The organism is Rhizorhabdus sp. P4_G6 (assembly GCF_056401045.1).
In genome coordinates, this window is sequence record NZ_JBFUKC010000001.1 from 352,578 (window position 1) to 376,648 (window position 24,071).

Consider the following 24,071-nt stretch of genomic DNA (forward strand, 5'->3'; position numbering starts at 1 on the left):
ACGGGTGATCAGGTTTCTGCCGCGCCCCCGCCACCGCCTCATCCTTGCCGCCGCGCTCGTCGCTGCGGTCGGGCTCTGGGCTCGCGCATGGGGGATAGCCGGCGAGCCGATGTGGCTCGACGAAGGCTATAGCGCCTATGCCGCATCGAAAGGCTGGCATTTCCTTTGGCATGTCGTGCCGCGCTATGAGACCCATCCGCCCTTTTATTATTCGCTGCTGCGCGCCTGGACGCTGGTCGCGGGGGATGATCTGGCGGGGCACCGCGCGCTCGGGCTGGTCTGCGGCCTGGCGGCGCTGCCGGTGCTCGCCCTGGCAGCGCATCGACTGGCCCGGTTATGCGGGGCACCGGCGGGGCGCGTGACGCTGGCCGCGCTGGCGCTGGCGGCTGTGTCGCCGATCCTCGCCGAGATGACGCGCGAGGTGCGGCCCTATCCGGTGATGATCCTGGTCTATGCCGCCGCCACGCTCGCCCTGCTGGCGATCGCGGCGCGGCGCGGCGAGGGGTTGCCGCTCGCCGGGTGCGCCTATGCGGGATATCTCGCCTGTGCCGCGCTGATGCTGTGGCTCCACAATCTGGGGCCGCTCTATGCGGCCGCCCTGGGCCTGGCGCTGCTGTGCGTGGTGCGCGTCCGGACCATGCGCCGCGGCGACTGGTTGTGGCTGTTCGGCGGCCATCTTATCGTCCTGCTGGTCTGGCTGCCGGCGCTGCTGATCCTGATGGACCAGGCGCCCGAATGGGTGAAGGCGACCTGGCTGCGCTTCTCGACCGTCGATCTGGCGCGGCGGGCGACGGTGATGTTCAGCGGGCCGACCGACGATATGCGGGTGGCGGCGGCGATGCTGGCGCTGCTCGGCGCAGCGCTGCTGTGGCGCGCGCGCCGGGCGCGGCGGCTGCTCGCCGCGTTGCTGCTGCTCAGCCTTCTGCCTGTGGCGCTGTCGCTGATCCTGTCGGCGACGGTCGCGCCGATCTTCATCATCCGGACGATGACGCCGCTGGCCTGCCCGGCGATATTGCTGATGGCGCTGGCGCTGGGCTGGCGCTGGCGCATCGGGCTGCTCGCCGGCACCGGCGCGCTGGCATGGCTATGCGTCTCGCAGATCGGGTTCGACATCCGCATGCGCGAGCATCCGCGGCGCGACTGGTATCGGACGCTGGCGTGGCTGAAGCCGCGCTTCCAGCCGGGCGATGTCGTCTTTGCCTATCCGAACGAAGGCGCGCTGCCCTTCGACCGGGCAGTGCGCGACATGGCGCTGGCGATGCCGAGTCGGCCGATCCCGACCGCGATCCCGAGCCTGAACCCGCCGCCGGGGAGCATCTATGTCAGCGGCTCGCGGGGCGTCCCCTCGCTCGACCGGCCGCATCTGCGCGTCATCGCGCAGGCACCCGCGACACGATCCGTGCCGACCATCTGGCTGCTGCGGCTCGGGCCCTGGGCCTATGACAAGGGCGACGTGTTCCTCGAAGAGCTGTCGCGCGGGCGGGTCGAGGTCGGACGCTACAGGGATGGCGCGATCGACATCGTCGGGCTGCGACGGGTGCCCTCTCAAAAGCCAAAGTGGCCAACAGATTGACGCCCCCGCTCATCCTGAGGAGCCACTGAGCCTGGCGAAGTGGCGTCTCGAAGGACGTCCTTCGATGCGGTCGTCGCCCGGCTCAGCCCTTACTCAGGATGAACGGTTTGATCTGATCGCATTTGCTCTCGAGACGGACGCGATCAGAGCCCGTCGCGCCGCCCCAGCAGCCTTAGCCGCAGCGCCTGGAGCTTGATGAAGCCCGCGGCGTCGCGCTGGTCATAGGCGCCGGCGTCGTCCTCGAAGGTGACGACCTTCTCCGAATAGAGCGTGTAGGGCGACTTGCGGCCGATCACATGGACGCCGCCCTTGTACAGCTTCAGGCGCACCGTGCCGGTCACCTTGGCCTGGCTATGGTCGATCGCCGCCTGGAGCATCTCGCGCTCGGGGCTGAACCAGAAGCCGTTGTAGATCAGCTCGGCATAGCGCGGCGCCAGCTCGTCCTTGAGGTGTGCGGCGCCGCGATCCAGCGTGATCTGCTCGATGCCGCGATGGGCGAGGTGATAGATGGTGCCGCCCGGCGTTTCGTACATGCCGCGCGACTTCATGCCGACGAAGCGGTTCTCGACGAGATCGAGCCGGCCGATGCCATGGACGCGGCCATAATCGTTGAGCTTCGCCAGCAGGGCCGCCGGGCTCAGCCCCTCGCCGTTGATCGCGACCGCGTCGCCGCGCTCGAAGTCGATGGTGATGATCTCGGGGGTATCGGGCGCATCCTCGGGATTGACCGTGCGCGAGAAGACATAGTCGGGCACTTCCTCCCACGGATCCTCGAGCACTTTGCCCTCGGACGAAGTGTGGAGGATGTTCGCATCGGTCGAGAAGGGCGATTCGCCGCGCTTATCCTTGGGCACCGGGATCTGGTGCTGCTCGGCGAAGGCGATCAGCGCGGTGCGGCTGGTCAGGTCCCACTCGCGCCACGGAGCGATCACGCGGATGTCGGGGGCCAGGCCGTAATAGCCGAGCTCGAAACGGACCTGGTCGTTGCCCTTGCCGGTCGCGCCATGGCTGACCGCATCAGCGCCGACCTGGCGCGCGATCTCGATCTGGCGCTTGGCGATCAGCGGCCGTGCGATCGAGGTACCGAGCAGGTACAGCCCTTCGTACAGCGCGTTGGCGCGCATCATCGGATAGACATAATCCTTGACGAACTCCTCGCGGAGATCGTCGATGAAGATATGCTTGTCGGGCACGCCCATCAGCCGCGCCTTGGCGCGCGCGGGCTCGAGTTCCTCGCCCTGGCCAAGATCGGCGGTGAAGGTGACGACCTCGCAACCATAGGTCTGCTGGAGCCATTTGAGAATCACGCTCGTGTCGAGGCCGCCCGAAAAGGCCAGCACCACCCGCTTCACGTCATTCGTCATCTCAATCTCCCGCCCCGCCACCTCAGCGCGCGCGGCCCTTGCCATGCGTGGGGCCGCCATTCAAGTTGCTAGCGGCACTTCGTGGCGGTGCGGTGCCGGCAGGCGAGGAGGAGTAGCGATGCGTATCTGGCCCATCCTGGCGGGTGCCCTCCTGACCTTGCCCGTTGCGGCACAGGAACTGCCGATGACGCGAGAGGGGCTCGACAGTGCGCTCGCGCAATATTTCGCGGGTGCCGACCGCGACCAGAACGGTAGCCTTGACCGGGCCGAGGCCGCCGCTGCGCTGGGCGTCGCGCGCTCGATGCTGAGTGGCCGGCGCGACGAGGAGCCATTCATGATGGACGTCGGGCCCGATGGCCGCCCCCGGCTGACGCTGAACGACAATGGCCCGCTCAGCCGGAGCGGCATGCTCGATATGCTGTTCCGCCGCACCGATCGGGACGCCAGCGGCACGCTGTCGCTGGCCGAGGTGCAGGCGGCGGGACGCGAACGCTTCGATGCGGTGGATAGCGACGGCGACGGGATATTGGACGAGCGGGAACGGCAGGCGGCGAAGCAGCAGCTCGGCATGCTCAAGGCGCTGGTGTCGGGCGGGCGATGAGCGGGCCGGATATATTTCACCGCCGACACAGGTATTTCACCATCGAACTATCCGGGCAAGCTTTGCGTTTCATCAACATGACAGGGTGGGCCGGTTTTCCCTGTCGCAGCCGGTCCGCCCACCCATTCGCGAGGATAGCATGATGACGAAGACACCCTGGATCGCCGGAGCCGCCCTCGCCGCAACGCTCGCGGCGGCGGCTTATGCCCAGGCGACGCCCGATGGGCCGCCGCGGACCCGCGCCGAGCTGCAGGCCCGGGTCGCCGAGCATTTTCGCAAGGCCGACGCCAATGGCGACGGCTTCATCACCCCGGCCGAGTTCGATGTCGCCCGCGCGGCGATGCACGCGAAATTCGCCGAGCGGCGCGAGGATCGGCGCGCGGAGATGTTCGCAATGCTCGACAAGGACCATAGCGGATCGCTGTCCAAGGACGAGTTCATGGCGCCGCCGCCGCGGCGCGGAGGGCCCGAAGGCGCCGATGACATGGATCGCGGCAGGGACGGGCATGGCGACGACATGAAGCTGCGGCACGGCCGAATGGGCGGCATGGGCGGCGACTGGTTCGCCCGCACCGATGCCGACAAGGACGGCAGGGTCAGCCTCGCCGAGGCGTCTGCCAGCGCGCTGGCGATGTTCGATCGGGTCGACACCGACCATGACGGTACGGTCAGCCCGCAGGAGCATGATGCCGCCCGCGACGCGATGCGCGCGCGATGGAGGGACGGCGACGCGGGTTGAGTTTCCCGATGACCGGAATCTCGCCAGCCGCGATCGCCATGCTGGGCGCCGCCATTTTGCTCGGCGCATTCGCCCAGCCGGGGCCGGATCGGGCGCCAAGGACCCGTGCCGAGCTGGGCGTCAGGCTGGCCGACTATTTCGACATCGCCGATGGCGACGATAGCGGCGGCGTGACCTTGGCCGAGCTGCAGGATGCCCAGGATGCGATCGACGACCGGTACGGCATGGGCCAGAATAATTTCCGGATATGGCTGGTGGACAAGCTCGACGCGGACAGGGACGGTGCCCTGACCCGTGCGGATTTCAGCGGCGTGGCACGCGGGCCTGCCTGGCCAAGCCACCCTTTTGGCAGCGATGCGGCCGCCAACCAGGCATGGCGGCTCGTCGTTGCCGGCCAGGCGCCTGCGATCGGCACAAGCGCCGAATGGTTCATGCAGGCCGATCGCGACGGGAATGGCAGCCTCAGCCTCGCCGAGGCTTCGGCCGGCGCGCTGGCGATGTTCGACAGCATCGATCTGGACCATGACGGGACGATCAGCCCGGCCGAACAGGATGCAGCGCGCGCCAAGTGGACGGGCGCTGCCCGCAGCTGAGCTTGGCCGCGGCGCGCCGCTCTAGCTATCGTCGTCAGGATAGGATTATATCGTTCCGGCGGGGGCAGGGGCCCCCTTTTGCCGGCCGTTGGCCAGCAATAGAACCGGGGGGTTCCATATGAGCAAGAGTTTGTCGCTGGCTGCTGCATTGCTGGTCGGGTCGGTGCTGCTTGCCGCCTTCGGCCAGCGCGGGCCGGATGGGCCGCCAGGGACGCGCGCGGCTCTGCAGGCGCAACTGGCCGAATATTATGATGCGTCCGACTGGGATGAGAATGGCTCGCTACAATGGTGGGAAATCAGTAGCCGCCAGGAGCGCATCGCCGAGGAATATGCCGAAGGGCGCGACAATTTCCGCGAGTGGTTCCTGGCCCGCTTCGACGCCGACAAGGACGGTGCGCTGTCGCAAGCCGAGCTGAAGGGCGAGATCCCGGCCTACAAGGCGCCGGCCCGGCCCTATGGCGATGATGCGATCCGCAACCAGGCCTGGCACATGGTGGTGGGCGGGGACGGTCCGGGGATCGGGACGAACCGCCGCTGGTTCCGGCAGGCCGATGCCGACGCGAACGGCATCCTCACCCGCGCCGAAGCAGCACGGGGCCCGGTCGCGATGTTCGATCGGGTCGACGCCGATCATGACGGCATCATCACCAGCGAGGAAAGGCTCGCTGCGCGCAAGACGCCGCCGGCGGCGTGACAGGCCGCGGCGTCGGCCCGCGCCGGCCACCGGTCATCCTGCGGCGACGATCGCCCTGAACCCGGCCGCCGCCGCTCGGGCGAAGCCGTCCAGCTCGGCGCGGCTGGCGCCGTCGCGCGCCGCCGCCGACAGGCCCTTGAGAGCGATCGTCACGATCGACGCGAGTTCATGCGCCCGATCCGGAAGGTCCCGGGCGATCCGCGCGGCGATGACCTCGCTGCTGTCCGCCATCCGGCGCGCCGTCAGCGCCACCACCTCGGGATCATTGCTGCCGCGCGCGCCATCCAGCACGAGACAGCCGGCAATGCCGTCCCGGCGGGCATAAAGCCGCGCGGCATCCTTGAGCACGCGTTCCACTGCCGCGCAGGCGTCGCCACCGCCCTCGAGGGCATCGGGCACGAAGCGGCCGAAGCTGCCCGCATAGCGGTCGAGCACCCTGTCGAACAACGCCGCCTTGCTGCCGAAGGCGTTGTAGAAGCTGGGCGGCGTGATCCCCAGCGCCTTGCCGATCTCGGCGACGCCGACGCCGTCATAGCCGCGCTCCTGGAACAGCCGCTGCGCCGTCGCCACCGCTTCCTCCGGATCGAAGCCGCGCGGGCGCCCCCGGCCCGGGAGTTTTGTATCGGTCACTAAAAAAATCCTTGCCTTCATCCCAAGCCAATAATATAGCGATAACTATAGAAATTGAAAGGACATGGCATGACCGACATTTCCCCCCCTGTTTCGCGCCGCAAGACGGTCATCCTTGGCGGTAGCCGCGGCATAGGCGCTGCCCTGGTGCGCCAATTCGCCGCCGATGGCGCGGCGGTCGTCTTCACCTATGCGGGCTCGCAGGACGCCGCCGCCGCGCTGGCCGCCGAAACCGGCGCGAGGCCGCTGCGCGTGGACAGCGCGGATCGGGCGGCGCTGACCGCGGCGATCATCGCCGAAGGTCCGATCGACATCCTGCTGGTCAACGCCGGCGCGCTGGTACTGGGCGACCCGCTGGCGCTCGATGCCGAGGCCGTCGACCGGATGATCGACGTCAACGTCCGCGCGCCCTATTTCGCGGCGGTCGAGGCGGCGCGCAGCATGCCCGATGGAGGCCGCATCCTCATCATCGGCTCGACCAATGGCGATCGCATCCCGTTCGCCGGCGGCGCAGCCTATGCGATGACGAAGTCGGCGCTCCAGGGCATGGTGCGCGGCCTCGCCCGCGATTTCGGCGCGCGCGGCATCACCGTCAATTCGATCCAGCCGGGGCCGACCGACACCGACATGAACCCCGCCGACGGTCCGATGGCGGAGATGATGCACGGGTTCATGGCGATCCCCCGCCATGTCCACGCCAGCGAGATTGCCGGCTACGCAGCCTTTCTGGCCAGCCCCGCCGCCGCGATGATCACCGGATCGATGCAGACCATCGATGGCGGCTTCGCCGCCTGAGCGTCGCGCGGCGATCGGGCTGGCTATCGCGGCAGCGCCTGTTCCACCTCGGCCATATAGTCGCGCGTGATCGGCAACGCGCGGCGGTTGCGGATATATTGGAGCTGGTAATTGCACAGATTGCCGTGGATGAAGGCGGCCCGCGCGCCGGCCAGGTAGAAGGTCCACATCCGGAAGAAGCGCTCGTCGTACAGCGCGACGATCGCGTCCCTGGCCGCCATGGTCCGATCGTACCAGTGATCGAGCGTCATCCCGTAATGGAGCCGCAGCGTCTCGACATCGGCGACGATCAGCCGGGCCGGTTCGCTGGCCGAGACGATCTCCGACAAGGCCGGGTTGTAGCCGCCGGGGAAAATATATTTCAGGGTGAAGGCGTCGGTCTTGCCGGGCACGCCGAGCCGCCCGATGGTGTGGAGCAGCATCACCCCGTCCTCGGCGAGAAGATCGCGGCACTTGAGGAAGAAGGTCTCATATTGCGGCACGCCGACATGCTCGAACATGCCGACCGAGACGATTCGGTCGAACCTGCCTTCGAGCAGGCGGTAGTCGATCAGCTCGAACTTCACCCGATCCGAGACGCCCGCCGCCTCGGCGCGCGCGCGGGCCACCTTCAGCTGCTCCTCGGACAGGGTGATGCCGAGCACGTCAACGTCGGCGGCGCGGTTCAGGTAGAGCGCCATCCCGCCCCAGCCGCAGCCGATATCGAGCACCCGCTGGCCCGGCTTGAGGTGCAGCTTGGCGGCGATATGTGCCTTCTTGTCGGCCTGGGCCTGGTCGAGGCTGTTGCCGGGATCGGCGAAATAGGCGCAGCTATATTGGCGGTCGGCGTCGAGGAAGAGATCGTAGAGCCGGTCGTTCAGGTCGTAATGATGGGCGACGTTGCGCTTGGCGAGGCGCGCTGTGTTGAAGCTCTGCAGCCGCGCGCGCAGCCGGTCGCGCACCAGGCTGGCGAAGGTCCCGCGCAGGGTGATCCGGCCCTCTTCCCAGCGGCCGTTATAGCGGACGAGGTCGACGAGGTCGCGGATATCGCCCTGCTCGATGACCAGCCGCCCGTCCATATAGGCTTCGGCCGCGCCGAGATGCGGATTGCTCGCGATGGCACGCACCACGCCCTTGTCGGCGAAGCGGATGGTGACCGGCTTCAGCTTGGGATCGGGCGTGCCGTAGGTCTTTCGGCTACCATCGGCGAAGATGATCGTGAACTCTCCGCGCTTGAACAGGCGGTTTACGAACTTATCGAATAGCGACATGCATGCGCTCCACAGGGGGTGGGCATAGAACCGCCGCCACGCCGCCGACGCAAGGGGGGCCGAAGGCTAAATTTAACGGCTAAACATAGATTATGCGGCGGCAGATTTGATGAGCGACCATCCGCTGATCCGTCATTCCGCTGGAGGCGGGGGGCCTCAGTCGTCAGCACGGAGCCGATGTCGTGAACCGCCGACCGAGATCCCGGCCTTCGCCGGGATGACGACAGCAATGTACCTACAGAACTACCCCAGCGCGGCCTGCTTCTCCGCGGCCAGCCGGTCGAGCTCGGCGCGGCTCTTCTTCTCCGAAGCGGATTTCAGCTGGCCGCACGCCGCCATGATGTCGCGGCCACGCGGGGTGCGCACCGGAGCGGAGATGCCGCCCTTGAATATGATATCGGAGAAGCGCGCGATCCGGTCCGGATCCGAGCATTGATAGTCTGCGCCGGGCCAGGGATTGAACGGGATCAGGTTGACCTTGGCGGGCAGCTTGTACTTCTTGAGCAGGCGGACCAGTTCGCGCGCATCGTCGTCGCTGTCGTTCTTGTCCTTGAGCATCACATATTCGAAGGTGATACGCCGGGCATTGTTGGCGCCCGGATAGTCGGCACAGGCCTGGAGCAGCTCCTCCAGCCCATATTTGCGGTTCAGCGGCACGATCTCGTCGCGCACTTCCTTGGTCACCGCGTGGAGCGAGACCGCGAGATTGACACCGATCTCCTCGCCGGCGCGGGCCATCATCGGCACCACGCCCGAGGTCGACAGCGTGATCCGCCGCTTCGACAGCGCCAGGCCGTCGCCGTCCATCACGAGCTTGAGGGCATCGCGGACATTGTCGAAATTATAGAGCGGCTCGCCCATGCCCATCATCACGATGTTGGTGAGCATCCGCCCCTCGGGCTGCGACGGCCATTCGCCGAGCGCGTCGCGCGCCAGCATCACCTGGCCGACGATCTCGCCGGGCGTCAGGTTGCGCACCAGCCGCATCGTGCCGGTGTAGCAGAAGCGGCAATTGAGCGTGCAGCCGACCTGGCTCGACACGCACAGCGTTCCCCGATCGGCGTCGGGAATGAACACCATCTCGTAATCCTGGCCGTCGTCCGAGCGGAGCAGCCATTTGCGGGTGCCGTCCGACGACACCTGCGCCTCGACGACCGCTGGCCGCGAGATGACGAAGCGCTGCTCGAGCCAAGCGCGCATGTCCTTGGCGATGTCGGTCATCAGCGCGAAATCGGTGGCGCCGCGATTATACATCCACTGGAAGATCTGCTTGGCGCGCAGCTTGGCCTGCCTGGGCTCGAGCTGCGCCGTCTCCAGCGCCATGCGCAGATCGGCCTTGGTGAGGCCGAGCAGGTCGATCCGGCCGTCCTGCCGCAGTGCCAGGGTGCGCGGCACCGGCACAGGATCGATGTGGCCGGGAATCGGCATGGAGATGGGCTGCGGGTGGTTCATGCCCGGCCACATAGGCGATTTGGCGGGGTTTTTACAGGGGGCGGTGCGCCGCGGTCGCCGGGCGCGGGAACAATGCCGCCAGATCGGCATCGGTCATGGCGATGACGGCCTGCGGATCGAGCGCGATGTCCGCTGCGATATCGCCCGGCACCAGCGGGCGGCCATAGAGATGCGGGAACAGCTGGCCGCCGCGGGATGCCTCCCAGCGCAGGCCGTCCGCGAGCGCATCGCCCGGCACCGCGGCGAGGACGATGCACCGCTCGCCGGCGAAATATTTCCGCACCGTCTCGCGGACCTGCGGGAGGGCGGAGAAGTGCATATAGCCGTCGCGCAGGTCGTCGGCGCTGCCGTCGAACCGGCCAGCGGAGCGGAGTGCGTCCCACTCGTCGGTGCGGAGGATCTTGAAGATGAGGTCTTGCATCGCCCTCCAGTGGCGTCGGCGCGCGCCGCGGTCAATTGGGCGGTCAATTGGGCGGTCAATCGGCGGCGGGTGTCGGCGCGCGCCTCGCGCCCGACTGGGCGAGCGCCATGCCGATCGTCGCGATCTTGGCGGCGACCCGGGCACCGCTTACGCGATCGAAGGGATGAACGATACAGAGGCGCTCGCGCTCATCCGCGAACTGCGCGCGCACATCGTGAAGCCGGCCTATCGGACCAGCTACAAGATCCTGCCGGAGACGTCGTCCTCTGGGACAATTTCGGCACCGTCCACAGAGCGGCGCCGCTCGAATATTCGAGCGAGCCCGGCAAGCGCCGACTGCTCCGCCGCATCAGCACGAAGGGGGTGCCCGGCTTGTGCCGACAACCGGCCTGACCGCTCAGTCGGGTTGCCGCGCCGGATAACGGCCCATTGCCAGATAACAGAAGGCCGCCGCGGCGAAGGACGCCGACGCGGCTGCCAGCGCCGCGTTATAATTGCCGAAGACATCGAACGACTTGCCGATCAGCGTCGCGCCGAGGGAAACGCCAAGCGCGATGCCCAGCGTCGACACCCCATAGATGGTGGCATAGCTGCGCAGGCCGAAATAGCGCGCAATCATGAAGGCGACGATGTCGATCTCCGCGCCCTGGCCCAGGCCGATCAGCAGGATCGCACCATAGAACAGCATCGGCGACACCTGATCCTGCAGCAGGCAGAGGCAGCCGATCGCCGGCGCGGCGTTGAGCACGAAGGCGACAGCCGGCGCCCAGAACCGATCGACGAGAAGGCCGCTCAGCAGCGCGCCGGCAGCTGCAGCGAGACCCAGCATGGAGAGCGCGCCCACCGCCATGGTTGCGTCCAGCCCCTTCGAGACGGCCAGCGGCTTCAACTGCGACATCAGCGACACGACCGGCACATAGTTGAGCACGGCGGCCGCCGTCAGGATCCTGACCTTCGGCATGGCGATCACGATGCGCCAGCCGTCGGCGACGGCGTGCGCGGCAGCGCTACCCACGCGTTCGGCGGCCTTTGACGGCACCCAGAACCAGACCAGCGGCAGCGCGACGAACAGCAGGAAAGCCGCCAGGATGAGGTAGCCGCCGGCCGTGCCGAACCGATCGATCGCGGGAAAGAGCAGCATCGGCATCAGCGCGCCGGCAATGGCCAGCCCCGACCGGCCGATCGCCAGCGCGGTGCCGCGGGTCCGTTCGAACGCGCCGCTCAGGATGCGGGTGAAGGTGATGCCGGTCGTTGCCATGCCGGATAGCGAAAAGACGAAATAGACGGCGTAGTAATAATGCAGCGAGCCGTGCATCAGCGATAGCAGCGCATAGCCCAGCGCCGTCAGGACAAGACCGATCGACAGGACGGGGCGCACTCCGAACCCGTCGGTCAGGCGGCCGACGACGGGGGCGGCAAAGGCGGTGACCAGACCGAAGCTGTGAACGAAGGCGATATCGCCGCGCGACCAGCCGAACTGCGCCTGCAGCGGCTCGACGAACAGGCTGGAGACGGCGGCGTAGAGCGAATAGCTGATCGAGCCGCCGACCAGCGCGGCAACGCCCGGCCGCCAGGCACGGCGCCATTCATGGACGACAAGGGCGCCATGCGACATGCCGTCGCGCGCATCGACCAACTGCTTCGGTTCGGCCCGCACAATCCCTCCCGGATCACTTTGTGTCGTCCTGCGCCTGCGCAGGGCATGGCGCAAACCGGATGTGCCCGGCCGATCCAGCCCTACGCATATGCGTAGGGAAGCGCCCGGCTGTTGCCATCGGTTCGCGCCGGATCCCATCCTAGGCGCACATGGCTGCGGCGTTCGCGCACGCTTTGGGGAGAAAGTGGATGACAGACGAAGCAGAGCGACCCGCGATCATCGTCGAACGTCCCGAGAAAGACATCGCCCTGGTGACGCTGAACCGGCCGGCGCGGCTCAATGCCCTGACCCGCGAGACGGTGGCCGCGCTCAATGCCGCACTCGATGAACTGGCGCCCGACAGCGGTTGCCGCGCCGTGATCCTGACCGGCGCAGGCCGCGGCTTCTGCTCCGGCCAGGATCTCGCCGCCGCGAACAGCCGCAACCAGGCCGGCGCAAGCGGCGTTGTCGAGAAGCTGTTCTGGCAGGATCAGTTCGCCGGGATGGGCGCACGGCTGCGGGCGATGCCGCAGCTGGTGATCGCCGCCGTCAACGGGCCAGCCGTCGGCGCCGGCATGGCGATCGCGCTCAGCGCCGACGTCCGTATTGCGACACCGTCGGCGGCTTTCCTGGTCGCGGCGGTCCGCATCGGCCTGTCCGGCGGGGAAAGCGGCCTCAGCTATCTGCTGCCGCGGATGATCGGCGCGGCCCGCGCCTTCGACATATTGCTCACCGGCCGGCCGATCGACGCTGCCGAAGCCGAGCGGATCGGCCTGGTGCTGCGGCTGGCCGAGCCCGGCGACCTCGTCCCGCAGGCGATGGCCTACGCCCGCAACGTGCTGGCCAACAGTCCCTTTTCGATCGCGCATACCAAGCGGATGATGTGGGACAATCTCGACGCCAGCTTCGCCGCGGCCATCGCCTCGGAAAACCGTACCCAGATCCTGGCGGCGATGACGCGCGACTATGCCGAGGCGACGGCCGCCTTCACCGAGAAGCGACCGCCCAGCTTCGAAGGGCGATGATCGGCGCTTCCGTGACGGGAGCTGCGTCCAGCTACATATCAGATAGACGATCAGGCGAGCCCCAGGAGACTTCCGGTCTAGGGTTAGAGGCTCCGACCATATAACTAGTAACCGCAGTGGTAAGGGTTCCGCACATGACCCGCCATGGCTCTATGGGGAGGACCAAATGCAATTTCGGACCATCATTCTCACAGGTTGCGCGTTCGCTGCGTTCCCACTTCCGGCGTTCGCCCAGGGCGAGGCTGCGCCACAGGCGGCTGAAGCGCGCGATGCCTTCGACGCCGGCGCCATCGTCGTCACCGCGCGCCGTCGCGAAGAGTCGATCCAGGACGTGCCGATCTCGGTATCGGCCCTGTCGGGCGAGCAGCTTCAGCGCTCGGGCGTGACCGACGTCCAGGCGCTGCAGTACCGCACGCCTTCGCTGTCGATCACCAGCGCACAGAGCCAGCGCAATACCGTGGCCTTCGCACTGCGCGGCCAGCGCACGCAGGAAACCCAGCTCTTCACCGATCCGCCGGTCGGCACCTATTTCGCCGAAGTCGTCCAGCCGCGCCCCTATGGCTTCGGCAAGACCTTCTACGACCTCCAGTCGGTGCAGGTCCTCAAGGGCGTCCAGGGCACGCTGTTCGGTCGGAACATGACCGGCGGCGCCGTTCTGGTCGAGCCTAATCATCCGGTGCTTGGCGAGTTCAGCGGCGAGGTCCGCGGCCAATATGGCAATTACGACCTGAAGGACCTGTACGGCGTCGTGAACTTCGCGTTGGGCGAGAATTTCGCGATCCGCATCGCCGGCAAGACCCACGAACGCGACGGCTGGGCCCGGGAAGTGACCACCGGCCGCCGCTACGACAACCAGAATTTCGACACCTTCCGTGTCTCCACGCTGTGGACGCCGCTGGACGGGCTCGAAACGCTGACGGTCGGCGATTGGTACAAGTCCAGCGAGACGGGCACCGCGGCATTCATCACCGACCTGCGCCTGCCTTCGGTGATCTCGAATTATGAGAATCTGCGCCGCGGCGGCCTGATCACCGCCAACATCCCGGCGCAATATGCCGCAGCGCGCCAGCTGTTCTACAACAAGCACTTCACCTTCGATCTCGGCGCGGGCGAGGGGGGCAACCTCGACGTCTTCGGGCGGCCCTATGAGAAGATCAAGAACTGGGGCATCACCAACAAGACCACCTGGGATCTCAGCGACTCGCTGAAGCTGAAGAACATCTTTGGTTACCGCAAAGTCCGCCGCGACCAGGTGCAGGATTATGACGGCATACCAGCCTTCCTGATCACACCCTATCAGTTCGCCCGGACGCGCAACATCAGCGAAGAGCTCCAGCTTCAGGGCAAGGCGTTCGACAAGAAGCTCGAATATATTGTTGGCGCCTATTATTTTGAGGAAAAGGGCGTCGATGGCTCGCTCGCCAATACCCTGCCGGAACTCAACATCGCCGGCGCCCGCCTGAACCCGCAGACGACCGACGCCAGCCTCTTCGTCACCGCCAATCCGGGCCGCGGTTATTCGCGCACCATGGCAGGCTTCGTCGCCGGCACCTTCCATGCCACCGACCAGCTGAGCGTCTCGGGTGGCCTGCGCTATAACTATGACAAGCGGAAGATCACCGTCGCGCCGAGCCAGCCCAACCGTCCGAACCCGGCCGGCGGCATCGGCGTCTGCGCGTTCGACACCGACGCGGCCACCGCGGGCACCCAGACCGTCCCGTTCGCGCAATGCTCGTTCACGAACCAGAAGACCTTCAAGGAATGGACCTATGACGGCACCATCCAGTGGGAGCCCTCGGCAGCGGTGACGACCTATGCATCCTATCGTCACGGCTTCCGTGCCGGCGGATTCTCCACGCGCGCCACGAGCTTCGTGACGCTGCAGCCGTTCCTGCCGGAGTTCGTGAACGAATATGAAGTCGGCCTGAAGACCAATTCGCGGATCTTCGGCACCGGCCGCCTGACCACCAGCACGGCGATCTTCCGCCAGGATGGCTCGGACGTGCAGAAGCAGCGTGCCACCTTCGTGAACGGCAACGTCTTCACGATCGTCGACAACACCGCCAAGCAGCGTAACTCGGGTGGAGAATTCGAGGCGACCCTGTCGGTGCCGGCTTTCTCGCTCACCGCATTCTACTCCTATACCAAGGTGAAGATCCTGCGCGGTGCGGCGACCTCGGCCTTCGGTCCGGAAATCGCGCAGCGCGGCACGCCAAAGCATCAGGCAGGCTTTACGGCCACCGTCTCGCCGCCGGTCTCGGAAGATCTCGGCAAGCTGAACCTGGTCGGCAATCTCACCTGGCGCAGCATCAACTATCTCGACGATTTCGAGACGAGTGCGGCCCAGCCGGCCTATGCGCTGGTCAACCTGCGTGCGGAACTGAACGATATCGGCGGCTCGCGGGCATCGGTCGCACTGTTCGTCAACAACGCGACCAACGAGGTTTACCGCATCGGCGTGCTGGGTCTGGTCGCCGAGGGCCTAGGCTTCTCCTCGAGCGTCTATGGCGAGCCGCGGATGTACGGCGTGGAGCTCGGCTACAAGTTCTGACGCACCTCCGGGGCGAAGCGAAGCAGGGGTGCACCGTCGTGCGCCCCTGTTTTCGTTCTGGAATGGATCGAGAACGGGGAAGCGCGCATGACGAGTCCTTACCATCAGCCCGCCCTGCCGCTGCCATTGCGGCCGGAGGATGTCGACGCCAGCTGGCTGACCCGCGCTATGCGGCAGACCCTCTCCGGCGTGACCATCGAGACGGCCGAAATCATCGAAATCCTGTGGGGGACCTCGACCAAGATCAGGGTCCGCATCAGCGGCAGCCGGCCCGACGGCAGGCCGTTGCCCGAGACGGTGATCGTCAAGGGCGGCTTCGAGAAGCATAGCCCGAAAATGGCGTCGATGTATGCCAATGAGGCGCGCTTCTACGCCGACATCCAGCCTCGCGTGCCAATGGCGTCCCCGCACTGCTACTTCGCCGGATCGGATCCCGGTTCGCACCAGTCGATCGTGATCATGGAGGACCTGCGCCGTGATGGCGTGATCTTCTGCGATCCGCTCAAGCCCCAGGCTTTCGAAGAGATCGCCCGGCGCGTGGAGGCGATGGCGGCCTATCACGCCGCGACCTGGGAATCCCCCGCCTTCGATCCGGGCGGCCGCTGGGCGGATATCCACAGCCGGTTCGAGACCTGGGGGCTCGTCTATATGCGCCGCTACCTCGAGCCCGACACATGGGCGCATTATATGGCGTCACCGCGCGGCGCGGCGGTGTCGGCGCGGTTCCACGACCGCGCATGGATGGAACGCGCCCTCGTCCGCATCGGCGAGATCCAGCGCGACCAGCCGAAATGCCTGATCCACGGCGACACCCACCTCGGCAATCTCTATATAAGCGAAGACGGGACGCCAGGCTTCTTCGACGCGCAGGTCGCCCGGACAGCCTGGCATCATGAAGTCTCCTATCATGTCACCTGCGCCGCCGACCTGGCGGATCGCGGACGATGGGAGAAGCCGCTGCTCGAACGATATCTCGCCGCGCTGACCACGCACGGCGCACCCGCGCCCGATTTCGACGCGGCGTGGCTCGACTATCGCCGCTCGCTCCTCTGGGGGCTGTTCATCTTCCTGACCAACGAGGTCCGCTTCCAGACCGAGGCGGTCAACACCGCCTATGCCGCCCGCTTCGGCCAGGCCGCTCTCGACCATGACCTGCGGGCCCTGTTGCCATAGCGCCCGGAGCGTCCGATCAGCTCGCGCAGCGGCCGCCGTCGATGATGTAGGAACCGCCGGTGATATGCGGCGCTTCGTCCGAAGCGAGGAAGGCCACGAGCGCCGCGACTTCCTCGGGTTCGCCGAGCCGGCCCTGCGGCGAGCGGGATACCAGCATCTCGATCATCTCGGGCGAACTGCTGGCGAGAATATCGGTATTCGTCGTGCCGGGGCAGACCGCATTGATCCGGATATTGTCCCTGGCATAGTCGACGGCGGCGGCGCGGGTCATCATCAGCACCGCGCCCTTCGAGGTGATATAGGGACTCGAGAGCGCAGTGGCGCGGAAGCTGCCGGTCGACGCCATGTTGACGATCGCGCCGCCGCCCTGCGCCAGCATGTGCGGAATGATCGCGCGCTGCATCAGATAGACCCCGCGCACGTTGACCGCCATCACCCTGTCCCAGTCCTCCGGGGATTGCTCATGCAGCCTGGCGCGCTGGCGATTGCCGATCCCGGCATTGTTGACGAGGACATGGATCGCACCGAAGCGTTCGATCACCCCGGCGACCAGTCCGGCGATCGCCGCCTCGTCCGCGACGTCGCACAGCATCGGCACGGCGACGCCCTCGATCGCCGCCGCGGCGGCATCGAGCCTGGCGGCGTCGATGTCGGTGCCGATCACGGTGGCGCCCTCGCCGGCGAGGCGCGCCATGCAGGCCTTGCCGATCCCTGCGGCCGCGCCGGTGACGATCGCGACCTTGCCTTCGAAGCGGCGGGTCATGTCCGCTCCGCATCGCCCGCGTGGCCCGCGTCGGCGATGAACCGGTCGATCCGTGCGTTGAGCCCGTCCACCAGGGCGCGATCGGACAGTTCGACGAAATAGCCCAGCCGGTCGACCGTATCGAGGTGGATCACCGCGGCATCGCCGTTTGGCATCTTGGCGCCCCAGCTTTCGAACACGCACGCAACGCCGTCGGGCCGCTGGCCGAGATCATCGACCGCATAGCCCATGTGGAAAATGCCCTCGCCGCGGGTTTCGAGCCATTCCCTGGCATTGCCCTCGCCGGTCACCGGCTCGATCATCTCGAGATAGAGATTGCCCCAGCGCGTGAAGGCGTTGCGGTTGGCGAACCGCCCGCGCCAGTCGCGATAGCGGCCTTCATAGTCGGTATCGAGCCGCCAGAACGGGCCGAGCCCCAGGAGTTGCCGATACTGCTCCATCCCCCGGTCGATGTCGCGGACGACGACGCCGATCTGGTAGAGATCTCCCTGGAATATCATCGTCGCAGCCTCCTTCAGGCGTGATCCGCATCCTTCACCCGATCCCGCAGGATGAACTTCTGGACCTTGCCCAGCGGCGTCCGCGGAAAATCGTCGACCAGGAACAGGCGGCGCGGCACCTTGTAATTGGCCATGCGCTCGCGGCTCCAGGCCGCCAGCTCGGCAAATGTCAGTTCCATGCCCGGATGAAGCACGGCGCAGGCGGCGCAGACTTCGCCCATGCGATCGTCGGGCCAGCCGATGACGCAGATATCGGCGATGGCCGGATGACCGCGAAGGATCGTCTCGATTTCGGCAGGATAGGCGTTGAACCCGCCGACGATGACCACGTCCTTGAGCCTGTCGAGAATGCGGACGGTGCCGTCCGCTCCGATCGAGGCGACGTCTCCGGTGTGCAGCCAGCCGTCGGGATCGATCGTCGCCGCGGTCTGCTCCGGATCCTCGAAATAGCCCTGCATGACATTTGGCCCGCGCACGAGCAGTTCGCCGCTGTCGCCCTGCGGCCGCGCTTCGCCCGCTTCGTCGACGACCTTCACCTCGACGCCGGGCAATGGCACGCCCACCGTCCTTGCGATGGTTTCGAAATCGCTGTCGGGATAGTTCACCGTGACGAGCGCCGTGGACTCGGTCTGGCCGAAGCTGGTCAGGAAGAGGTCGAAGCCGAAGACCTCGCGGCCCGCGCGGATCAGGTCGATGGGCACGTTGGCCGCGCCGGTATGACCGACGCGCAGCGACGAGATGTCGTACTCGCTGAAATGGGGATGCTCCATCAGCGCGTGGAAGATCGTCGGCGGCCCCATCAGCACGCTGATCGCTTCGCGCTCGATCAGCTGCAGCACGGCCCCGGGATCGAAGCTGGCGACGGGATAGACGGTGATCCCCGCGGCGAGCGCCGACACCCAGCCGGATCGATAGCCGAAGCTGTGGAAGAAGGGATTGATGATCACCATCCGGTCGCCTGCGCGCAGGTCGTTCGAGCGGTTCCAGTTCGCGACCACCCACAGCGCCTGGCCATGATTGTGCATGGCACCCTTGGGATAGCCGGTGGTTCCGCTGGTGAAGAGGATGTCGGCGATCGTGTCTGGCCGCACCCGCGCAATGCGGCGCTCCAGCTCCGCTTCCCCGCATTGCAGCGCTTCGAAGGCGGCGAGCGACGATGGATCGAGCCGCACGATCTCGCGCAGCTCCGGCAGCGACGCCGCCGGTTGGCCGGGGGCCGCATCGCCGCCGGCCTCCTGCAGCATGGCGGCATAGTCATTGCCCAGGAAATCGCCGACGGTGAACAGGATCCGCGCGCGGGTCTTGGCTAGCGCATAGCCTGCCTCGCCGCCCTTGTAGCGGGTGTTGATGGGCACCATGATCCCGCCGACGATCTCGATGGCCGAAGCCGCGATCATCCATTCCGGACTGTTAGGCGCCCAGATCGCCACCCGATCGCCATGTTCGACACCATGGGCGACGAGGGCCCTGGCCAGATTTTCAACCCGCATGCGAAAGCCGGCGAAGCTCGTCACGGTACCGTCTTCGCCGACGGCAAACGGCGTCTCGCCATAGCGATCCGCGACATGGCGGATCATTTCGGGCAATGTGTGGCCGAGCGAGATGGCGAGCCCGGAGAAATGCGGGCTCGCAGGATCGGCGATCGTTTCCATGACGGTCAGAGCAGGCCGCGCTCTTCCGAGGTGTGCAAGCCGTCCGGCGATACGCCGGCCTCGCGCATCGCCTCGATCACCGCCGTGGTCGCGGTGGCGATGCACGGGAAGCCGACATAGGGCGTGAGCTGGATCAGGATTCCCTCCAGCTCGGCCACGGTCAGGCCGTTGGCAAGGCCGATCTTGACATGATTTTTGAGCTCGAGCGGCTGGCGCGTCGCGATCAGTGCGGAGATGATCGTGATGCTCTTCTCCTTGCGGGTGATGCCGGCATGCTGCCAGGCGTCATGGAAGGCCGAGCCGGCGGCCATGCGCGTGATCTCGGAGCCGAAGCGGTCCGAGCTGGCCGACTCCCGGAAGGCTGCGCCGAACGCCTCCCCCATGATCCCGGAGATGAAGTCGATGCCGATCTGCTGCTTGTCGTCGAGCTTGGCCACGCATGTCCCTTTCGATGTTCGTTGGCGCCGCCGCGGCTATTCGGCGGCGAGAAGGCCGTCGTCGGGAGCGGGTCGGCCGAACCGCACCAGCCGGCCAGGCAGGGCGCCGGTCGAGCGCCCCCGCCGATAGGTGATCGCGCCCGACACGATCGTGGCCTCATAGCCGTCCGACTGCTGGCCCAGGCGCTTGCCGCCGGCGGGAAGGTCATGCTTCACCCGGGGCGCGTAGAGGCGCAGACGGTCGAGGTCGATGATGTTGATGTCTGCCTTGTAGCCGGGCTTCAACACGCCGCGATCGAACAGGTTGACGGTTTCGGCCGTCTCCCGGCTCAGCATGCTGACGGCCTGCTCGATGGCGATCTTGCCGCTGTCGCGTACATATTCGGATAGCATGTACGTCGGATATGCGGCGTCGCAGATCATTCCGTAATGCGCGCCGCCGTCGCCCAGCCCGAGCACCGTGCCTGGCTTGCCGAACAGGTCGACCGCCGCATCGAAGCGGTTGTTCGCGGTGTTGCCCATCGGACAATAGATGATCGCCTTGCCGTTCTGGCGCAGCAGCTCGTCATACATCAGTTCACGCTCGTCGATGCCCAGCGTCTCGGCGCGCGCCTTGATGCTGTCCGACGGGTGCGGGTTGTAGTTGGGCGGGTCGCCGAGCGGGAACAGGATGTGCGTCTGCTGCACCACCCACAGGAAGAAGGGGTTGGGATCCTCCGGCTGCTCGGACAGGATCTGGCTGCGGAATGCCGGATCGCGCATCCGGGCGACCTTCTCGTCCAGCGGCAGCTGCTCGATCTGCTTGTAGCTCGGATTGAGCGAGAAGGGATGATAGCTCAGCTCGAGGCCGAACAACATGCCGATCGGCCGAGGGAAGAATTGCCCGTGGATGCGGCGGCCATCCTGCTTGGCCCGCGCCAGCCCGTCGAGCAGGGGGCCGGGACCGCCATTGACCTGCTCGCCGGTGAACAGGCTGAAGTTCACCGGCCGTCCCGATGTCTCGCTGAGCGTCTCGATCACGCCCCATTCATGCGTCGTCGGCTGGTCGGTGGAGGGGATGATCTGGAACACGCCGGCGCCGGCGTCCCTCAGCCCGGCGGCGAGCGCCTTGAGTTCGTCCACTTCGGTCTTCGTCGATGGCGCGGGGCGGCCGTCGCGAAAGCTGTGGGCGAGCTGCCGGGACGTGGTGACGCCCAGCGCGCCGGCCTCGATGGCTTCCCTGGTGATCCGGCGCATCTCGGCAAGATCGGCCTCGGTCGGCGGCTCGAGATTGGTGCCGCGCTCCCCCATCACATAGACGCGCAGCGGGCTGTGCGGCAGCTGCGCGGCAAAATCGACATCGGTCCGCCGGGTGTCGAGGAAATCGAGATATTCCGGGAAGCTTTCCCATTTCCAGGGAACGCCCTCGGCCATCACCACTTCCGGGATGTCCTCGACCCCCTCCATCAGCTTGATCATCAGCTGGCGATGTTCGGGACGCGACGGCGCGAAGCCGACGCCGCAATTGCCCATCACCACCGTGGTCACGCCATGGTTGGACGAGGGAGCGAGCGTGTTTTCCCAGGTCACCTGCCCGTCATAATGCGTATGCACGTCGACGAAGCCCGGCGTCACGACCATGCCCGCCGCGTCGATTTCCTCCCGGCCCTTGCCCGGCACCGCGCCGATCGCGGCAATCATGCCGCCGTTGATGGCGACGTCTGCCTGGAAGCCGGGGGCGCCGGTGCCGTCGACGACGGTCCCGCCCCGAATCACGATGTCGAATTCCATGCTCATCCTGCTCCTCGCTTTCGTCCGCGATGCGTCGAGGCGAAATCCGCGACCGGGCGGGCGACCGGGCCTTTGGCCGATCGTCCAGCGCTCACGGTGAAGATTAGGATCGGCGGAAGGGCCGTCAACCGAGCGATGGCCAAATCGAAGCCGGCGCGTAGGAGTCATCGGTTATCTGATGATATGCCGCAAGGATCATCAGATGGCCGATGGGCACGGTGCGCCGCTATCGTGGCTGCAGATGATCGAATATCTTCCAGGCAACCGAGCGCGGCGGGAACAGGGCGGAACATCATGTCCGATCCGGCGCGCCATGCCATATCAATGGAGTTACCATGTCTTCTCAAGCGCCGCTGAAGTCGACGGATCGTCCACCACTCTACACCGGCCCGATCTTCGACGCCGACACCCATTTCTGGGAGACCGACGACGCATGGACAAGGTATCTGCCCCGCGACGCGGCCGAGAAATACGGGGTCAGTTTCAAGAAGGGCGATGACGGCGACTTCGCCATGTATGTCGGCCCGCGCAAGGTGGAGATCAGCGCCGATCATCTGTTCGAGGATGGCCGCGTGCCCGCGCCCGGCAAGCTCCACGAGTGGCTCCGCGCGATGAAGGAAGGCAAGGCCGAGATCGATCTCCATGTCGCCAAGACGGCGGACATGATCGAGCCTGCGGCGCGCGTGAAGAAGCTCGACGGCTGGGATGTCAGATCGTCGATCCTGTTCATCGGCAACATGATCACCGCGATCAGCTTCCTCGATGATCCACGCCACGCCTATCCGGTGCTGAACGCCTACAACAGCTGGATGTACGATCAGTGGAAGTATAATTATGACGACCGGATATACACCGCGCCGATCGTGACGCTCGACGATGTCGACGAGGCCTGCAAGCAACTTCGCGGCGTGGTCGCCAGGGGTGCGAAGCTCATCCTGATGCCGATGGGACCCTATAACAACAAGGCTCCCGCCCATCCCGATCACGACCCGTTCTGGGCCATCGCCAACGAAGCCGGCATTCGCGTCGTGTTCCACGTTTCCGAAGCGATCTACATGAAGCACCACATGGCGGTGTGGGGCGAGCCCGTGCAGCAGTCACGGATCAAGCAGACCGCTTTCGTCTGGATGCACGGCTATTCCGAGCGCCCGGTCATCGAGACGCTGTCGAGCTTCATCTTCTGGAACTTTTTCGAGCGCTTTCCGAATGTAAAGCTGCTCTCGGCGGAAAACGGCGCCGAATGGGTACCCGCAATGCTGAGCAAGATGGACAAGTGCCGCGGCATCGCCAAGAACGGCTTCTGGCCCGGCGGCCAGCTGAAGGATCGGCCGAGCCGCGTCTTCGCGCGGCATGTTTCGGTCGTCGCCTATCCCGAGGACGATCTCAAATCGATCGTCGACCAGGTCGGCACGTCCGATTGGCTGCTGATGGGATCCGACTATCCCCATGCCGAAGGCGTCGAGGAGCCGCGGATCTTCGCCGACGAAGCGTGCCGCGGGCTCACCGCCGAGGACACGCGCAAGATCATGTACGAAAACGGCATGCGCTTCATGGGGCTGCCTTACTGACCGCATCGGAACCCGCGCGCCTCAGCCCCGCGCGGCGCGGGTTTCAGCTTTCCGGGGATAGCGCCGCCAGCCCGGGCCTGGCGGTGACGGGGCGGCCCGACGCCGCCAGGCCCGCATCGACCAGCAATCGCAGCAGGACGTCGAAATTGGTGCGCATGCGATCGAGTGGCGCAGCCAGCATCATCGCCCCGATATTGTCGTCGTCCGGGCCGAATACCGGCACCGCGATCGCCGCCGTGTCGCTCAGCATCTCTCCGAAGCTCGCACAATATCCGGTCTGCCGGATCTCATCGAGGTGGGCCATGATCGCCGCTTCCGTGGTCCGCGTATTCTCGGTCAACGCCCTGAGCTTGGCCCGCTTCAGATAGGCCTTCAGCCGCTCGGGTTGCGCATGGGCCAGCAGCACCCGTCCGGCCGCGCTCGCGTAGAGCGGCGCGCGGATGCCGACATGCATCGCATAATGCACGGCCTGGGTACTGTTGATCGCTTCGATGTAGATCGCCTGGCCGATCTCCCAGTCCGCAATTGCGAAGCCAACCGACTCACGGGTATCCCTCGCCAGCATCTTCACCGGCGGCCGCACCACATCCGGCGCAGACCATGTCGCGAGAACCTGGCTGGCCAGGCGATAGGCCACCGGTCCCAGCCGGTAGCGGCCTTCCTCCTGGACCAGATAGCGCAGATCGCAGAGTTCCCGCAGCGTATCGAGAAAGGTGCTCTTCGACACCGCCATCGCCGCGCTGATGTCGGCCAAGCCCAGCCCCTCTCTATTCCGCGAGAGCAGCAGCAGCAGATCGAGCACGCGCCCGATCGCCCTCGGACCCTTGGTGGTGCGCGCCTCCCCCACCCCTGACGTCTTCATCGTTGATCTTCCCTGTGCTCGG

23 protein-coding genes are annotated in these 24,071 nt (G+C 66.4%); 10 read left to right on the forward strand and 13 right to left on the reverse strand.

Annotated elements, in window-relative coordinates:
* Positions 1 to 4 precede the first annotated feature (4 nt).
* Positions 5 to 1,573: a hypothetical protein gene (locus AC1DPF_RS01700; RefSeq protein ID WP_477959361.1), complete on the forward strand. Its 1,569-nt coding sequence runs from the start codon at positions 5 to 7 to the stop codon at positions 1,571 to 1,573.
* A gap of 143 nt (positions 1,574 to 1,716) precedes the next feature.
* Here AC1DPF_RS01700 and AC1DPF_RS01705 read toward each other — a convergent pair whose 3' ends face one another.
* Entirely contained in the window at positions 1,717 to 2,937 is a 1,221-nt protein-coding gene (locus AC1DPF_RS01705; protein WP_477867762.1) for an argininosuccinate synthase, read from the reverse strand.
* Between the two features lie 118 nt (positions 2,938 to 3,055).
* On the opposite strand from AC1DPF_RS01705, the gene AC1DPF_RS01710 reads away from it, so the two are divergent.
* The 4 genes from AC1DPF_RS01710 (at position 3,056) to AC1DPF_RS01725 (ending at position 5,564) form a co-directional block, all read left to right on the forward strand.
* On the forward strand, positions 3,056 to 3,538 hold the full coding sequence (locus AC1DPF_RS01710) for an EF-hand domain-containing protein (protein ID WP_477867760.1): 483 nt from the start codon (positions 3,056 to 3,058) through the stop codon (positions 3,536 to 3,538).
* 139 nt (positions 3,539 to 3,677) lie between these two features.
* The gene (locus AC1DPF_RS01715; protein WP_477959362.1) at positions 3,678 to 4,277 is read left to right on the forward strand and encodes an EF-hand domain-containing protein; all 600 of its coding nucleotides are present in this window, start codon (positions 3,678 to 3,680) and stop codon (positions 4,275 to 4,277) included.
* 8 nt (positions 4,278 to 4,285) lie between these two features.
* A complete protein-coding gene (locus AC1DPF_RS01720) occupies positions 4,286 to 4,870 on the forward strand; it encodes an EF-hand domain-containing protein (RefSeq protein ID WP_477959364.1) in 585 nt (194 codons plus the stop codon).
* Between the two features lie 118 nt (positions 4,871 to 4,988).
* The gene (locus AC1DPF_RS01725) at positions 4,989 to 5,564 is read left to right on the forward strand and encodes an EF-hand domain-containing protein (protein ID WP_477959365.1); all 576 of its coding nucleotides are present in this window, start codon (positions 4,989 to 4,991) and stop codon (positions 5,562 to 5,564) included.
* Positions 5,565 to 5,597: 33 nt separating this feature from the next.
* On the opposite strand, the gene AC1DPF_RS01730 is transcribed toward AC1DPF_RS01725, so the two are convergent.
* Positions 5,598 to 6,194 (reverse strand): TetR/AcrR family transcriptional regulator, encoded by a 597-nt coding sequence (locus tag AC1DPF_RS01730; protein ID WP_477959367.1) that lies wholly within the window; start codon positions 6,192 to 6,194, stop codon positions 5,598 to 5,600.
* A gap of 69 nt (positions 6,195 to 6,263) precedes the next feature.
* Here AC1DPF_RS01730 and bdcA point away from each other — a divergent pair, with 69 nt between their 5' ends.
* A complete protein-coding gene (gene bdcA / locus AC1DPF_RS01735) occupies positions 6,264 to 6,989 on the forward strand; it encodes an SDR family oxidoreductase (protein WP_477959369.1) in 726 nt (241 codons plus the stop codon).
* A 23-nt stretch (positions 6,990 to 7,012) separates the two neighbouring features.
* On the opposite strand, the gene AC1DPF_RS01740 is transcribed toward bdcA, so the two are convergent.
* The 5 genes from AC1DPF_RS01740 to AC1DPF_RS01760 form a co-directional block, all read right to left on the reverse strand.
* Complete coding sequence (locus tag AC1DPF_RS01740; protein ID WP_477959371.1) at positions 7,013 to 8,239, reverse strand: class I SAM-dependent methyltransferase; 1,227 nt, start codon at positions 8,237 to 8,239, stop codon at positions 7,013 to 7,015.
* Between the two features lie 243 nt (positions 8,240 to 8,482).
* Positions 8,483 to 9,691: a dual-specificity RNA methyltransferase RlmN gene (gene rlmN / locus AC1DPF_RS01745; protein ID WP_477959373.1), complete on the reverse strand. Its 1,209-nt coding sequence runs from the start codon at positions 9,689 to 9,691 to the stop codon at positions 8,483 to 8,485.
* A gap of 31 nt (positions 9,692 to 9,722) precedes the next feature.
* Positions 9,723 to 10,112, reverse strand: a complete 390-nt coding sequence (locus AC1DPF_RS01750) for a DUF952 domain-containing protein (protein WP_477959375.1) — start codon at positions 10,110 to 10,112, stop codon at positions 9,723 to 9,725.
* A 55-nt stretch (positions 10,113 to 10,167) separates the two neighbouring features.
* Entirely contained in the window at positions 10,168 to 10,323 is a 156-nt protein-coding gene (locus tag AC1DPF_RS01755) for a hypothetical protein (protein ID WP_477959377.1), read from the reverse strand.
* Between the two features lie 186 nt (positions 10,324 to 10,509).
* On the reverse strand, positions 10,510 to 11,769 hold the full coding sequence (locus tag AC1DPF_RS01760) for an MFS transporter (protein ID WP_477959379.1): 1,260 nt from the start codon (positions 11,767 to 11,769) through the stop codon (positions 10,510 to 10,512).
* Positions 11,770 to 11,957: 188 nt separating this feature from the next.
* On the opposite strand from AC1DPF_RS01760, the gene AC1DPF_RS01765 reads away from it, so the two are divergent.
* From AC1DPF_RS01765 to AC1DPF_RS01775, 3 genes are all read left to right on the forward strand, one after another.
* Positions 11,958 to 12,773 (forward strand): enoyl-CoA hydratase/isomerase family protein, encoded by an 816-nt coding sequence (locus AC1DPF_RS01765; RefSeq protein WP_477871754.1) that lies wholly within the window; start codon positions 11,958 to 11,960, stop codon positions 12,771 to 12,773.
* A 166-nt stretch (positions 12,774 to 12,939) separates the two neighbouring features.
* On the forward strand, positions 12,940 to 15,324 hold the full coding sequence (locus tag AC1DPF_RS01770) for a TonB-dependent receptor (RefSeq protein ID WP_477959381.1): 2,385 nt from the start codon (positions 12,940 to 12,942) through the stop codon (positions 15,322 to 15,324).
* Positions 15,325 to 15,411: 87 nt separating this feature from the next.
* Entirely contained in the window at positions 15,412 to 16,497 is a 1,086-nt protein-coding gene (locus AC1DPF_RS01775; protein WP_477959383.1) for a phosphotransferase, read from the forward strand.
* A gap of 16 nt (positions 16,498 to 16,513) precedes the next feature.
* Here the strand turns inward: AC1DPF_RS01775 and AC1DPF_RS01780 are convergent, their stop codons facing one another.
* From AC1DPF_RS01780 to AC1DPF_RS01800, 5 genes are read right to left on the reverse strand one after another with little or no spacing between them, the layout of a single operon-like run.
* A complete protein-coding gene (locus AC1DPF_RS01780) occupies positions 16,514 to 17,260 on the reverse strand; it encodes an SDR family NAD(P)-dependent oxidoreductase (RefSeq protein ID WP_477959385.1) in 747 nt (248 codons plus the stop codon).
* Complete coding sequence (locus AC1DPF_RS01785; protein WP_477871746.1) at positions 17,257 to 17,760, reverse strand: VOC family protein; 504 nt, start codon at positions 17,758 to 17,760, stop codon at positions 17,257 to 17,259. The genes AC1DPF_RS01780 and AC1DPF_RS01785 overlap by 4 nt, the downstream gene beginning before the upstream one ends.
* 14 nt (positions 17,761 to 17,774) lie before the next feature.
* Positions 17,775 to 19,412, reverse strand: coding sequence for an AMP-binding protein (locus AC1DPF_RS01790; RefSeq protein WP_477959387.1), 1,638 nt, complete (start codon positions 19,410 to 19,412; stop codon positions 17,775 to 17,777).
* Between the two features lie 5 nt (positions 19,413 to 19,417).
* Positions 19,418 to 19,849 (reverse strand): carboxymuconolactone decarboxylase family protein, encoded by a 432-nt coding sequence (locus tag AC1DPF_RS01795; protein ID WP_477871742.1) that lies wholly within the window; start codon positions 19,847 to 19,849, stop codon positions 19,418 to 19,420.
* 36 nt (positions 19,850 to 19,885) lie between these two features.
* Entirely contained in the window at positions 19,886 to 21,625 is a 1,740-nt protein-coding gene (locus AC1DPF_RS01800; protein WP_477959389.1) for an N-acyl-D-amino-acid deacylase family protein, read from the reverse strand.
* Between the two features lie 329 nt (positions 21,626 to 21,954).
* Here AC1DPF_RS01800 and AC1DPF_RS01805 point away from each other — a divergent pair, with 329 nt between their 5' ends.
* Entirely contained in the window at positions 21,955 to 23,187 is a 1,233-nt protein-coding gene (locus AC1DPF_RS01805) for an amidohydrolase family protein (RefSeq protein ID WP_477871738.1), read from the forward strand.
* 43 nt (positions 23,188 to 23,230) lie between these two features.
* On the opposite strand, the gene AC1DPF_RS01810 is transcribed toward AC1DPF_RS01805, so the two are convergent.
* The gene (locus tag AC1DPF_RS01810) at positions 23,231 to 24,049 is read right to left on the reverse strand and encodes an IclR family transcriptional regulator (protein ID WP_477959391.1); all 819 of its coding nucleotides are present in this window, start codon (positions 24,047 to 24,049) and stop codon (positions 23,231 to 23,233) included.
* Positions 24,050 to 24,071: the final 22 nt, after the last annotated feature.

Coding starts and splice junctions, on each gene's coding strand:
- AC1DPF_RS01705 (WP_477867762.1), bottom strand. CDS start 2,937: ATGACGAATGACGTGAAGCGGGTGGTGCTGGCCTTTTCGGGCGGCCTC.
- AC1DPF_RS01710 (WP_477867760.1), top strand. CDS start 3,056: ATGCGTATCTGGCCCATCCTGGCGGGTGCCCTCCTGACCTTGCCCGTT.
- AC1DPF_RS01715 (WP_477959362.1), top strand. CDS start 3,678: ATGATGACGAAGACACCCTGGATCGCCGGAGCCGCCCTCGCCGCAACG.
- AC1DPF_RS01720 (WP_477959364.1), top strand. CDS start 4,286: ATGACCGGAATCTCGCCAGCCGCGATCGCCATGCTGGGCGCCGCCATT.
- AC1DPF_RS01725 (WP_477959365.1), top strand. CDS start 4,989: ATGAGCAAGAGTTTGTCGCTGGCTGCTGCATTGCTGGTCGGGTCGGTG.
- bdcA (WP_477959369.1), top strand. CDS start 6,264: ATGACCGACATTTCCCCCCCTGTTTCGCGCCGCAAGACGGTCATCCTT.
- AC1DPF_RS01740 (WP_477959371.1), bottom strand. CDS start 8,239: ATGTCGCTATTCGATAAGTTCGTAAACCGCCTGTTCAAGCGCGGAGAG.
- rlmN (WP_477959373.1), bottom strand. CDS start 9,691: ATGAACCACCCGCAGCCCATCTCCATGCCGATTCCCGGCCACATCGAT.
- AC1DPF_RS01750 (WP_477959375.1), bottom strand. CDS start 10,112: ATGCAAGACCTCATCTTCAAGATCCTCCGCACCGACGAGTGGGACGCA.
- AC1DPF_RS01765 (WP_477871754.1), top strand. CDS start 11,958: ATGACAGACGAAGCAGAGCGACCCGCGATCATCGTCGAACGTCCCGAG.
- AC1DPF_RS01770 (WP_477959381.1), top strand. CDS start 12,940: ATGCAATTTCGGACCATCATTCTCACAGGTTGCGCGTTCGCTGCGTTC.
- AC1DPF_RS01775 (WP_477959383.1), top strand. CDS start 15,412: ATGACGAGTCCTTACCATCAGCCCGCCCTGCCGCTGCCATTGCGGCCG.
- AC1DPF_RS01780 (WP_477959385.1), bottom strand. CDS start 17,260: ATGACCCGCCGCTTCGAAGGCAAGGTCGCGATCGTCACCGGCGCGGCC.
- AC1DPF_RS01785 (WP_477871746.1), bottom strand. CDS start 17,760: ATGATATTCCAGGGAGATCTCTACCAGATCGGCGTCGTCGTCCGCGAC.
- AC1DPF_RS01790 (WP_477959387.1), bottom strand. CDS start 19,412: ATGGAAACGATCGCCGATCCTGCGAGCCCGCATTTCTCCGGGCTCGCC.
- AC1DPF_RS01800 (WP_477959389.1), bottom strand. CDS start 21,625: ATGAGCATGGAATTCGACATCGTGATTCGGGGCGGGACCGTCGTCGAC.
- AC1DPF_RS01805 (WP_477871738.1), top strand. CDS start 21,955: ATGTCTTCTCAAGCGCCGCTGAAGTCGACGGATCGTCCACCACTCTAC.
- AC1DPF_RS01810 (WP_477959391.1), bottom strand. CDS start 24,049: ATGAAGACGTCAGGGGTGGGGGAGGCGCGCACCACCAAGGGTCCGAGG.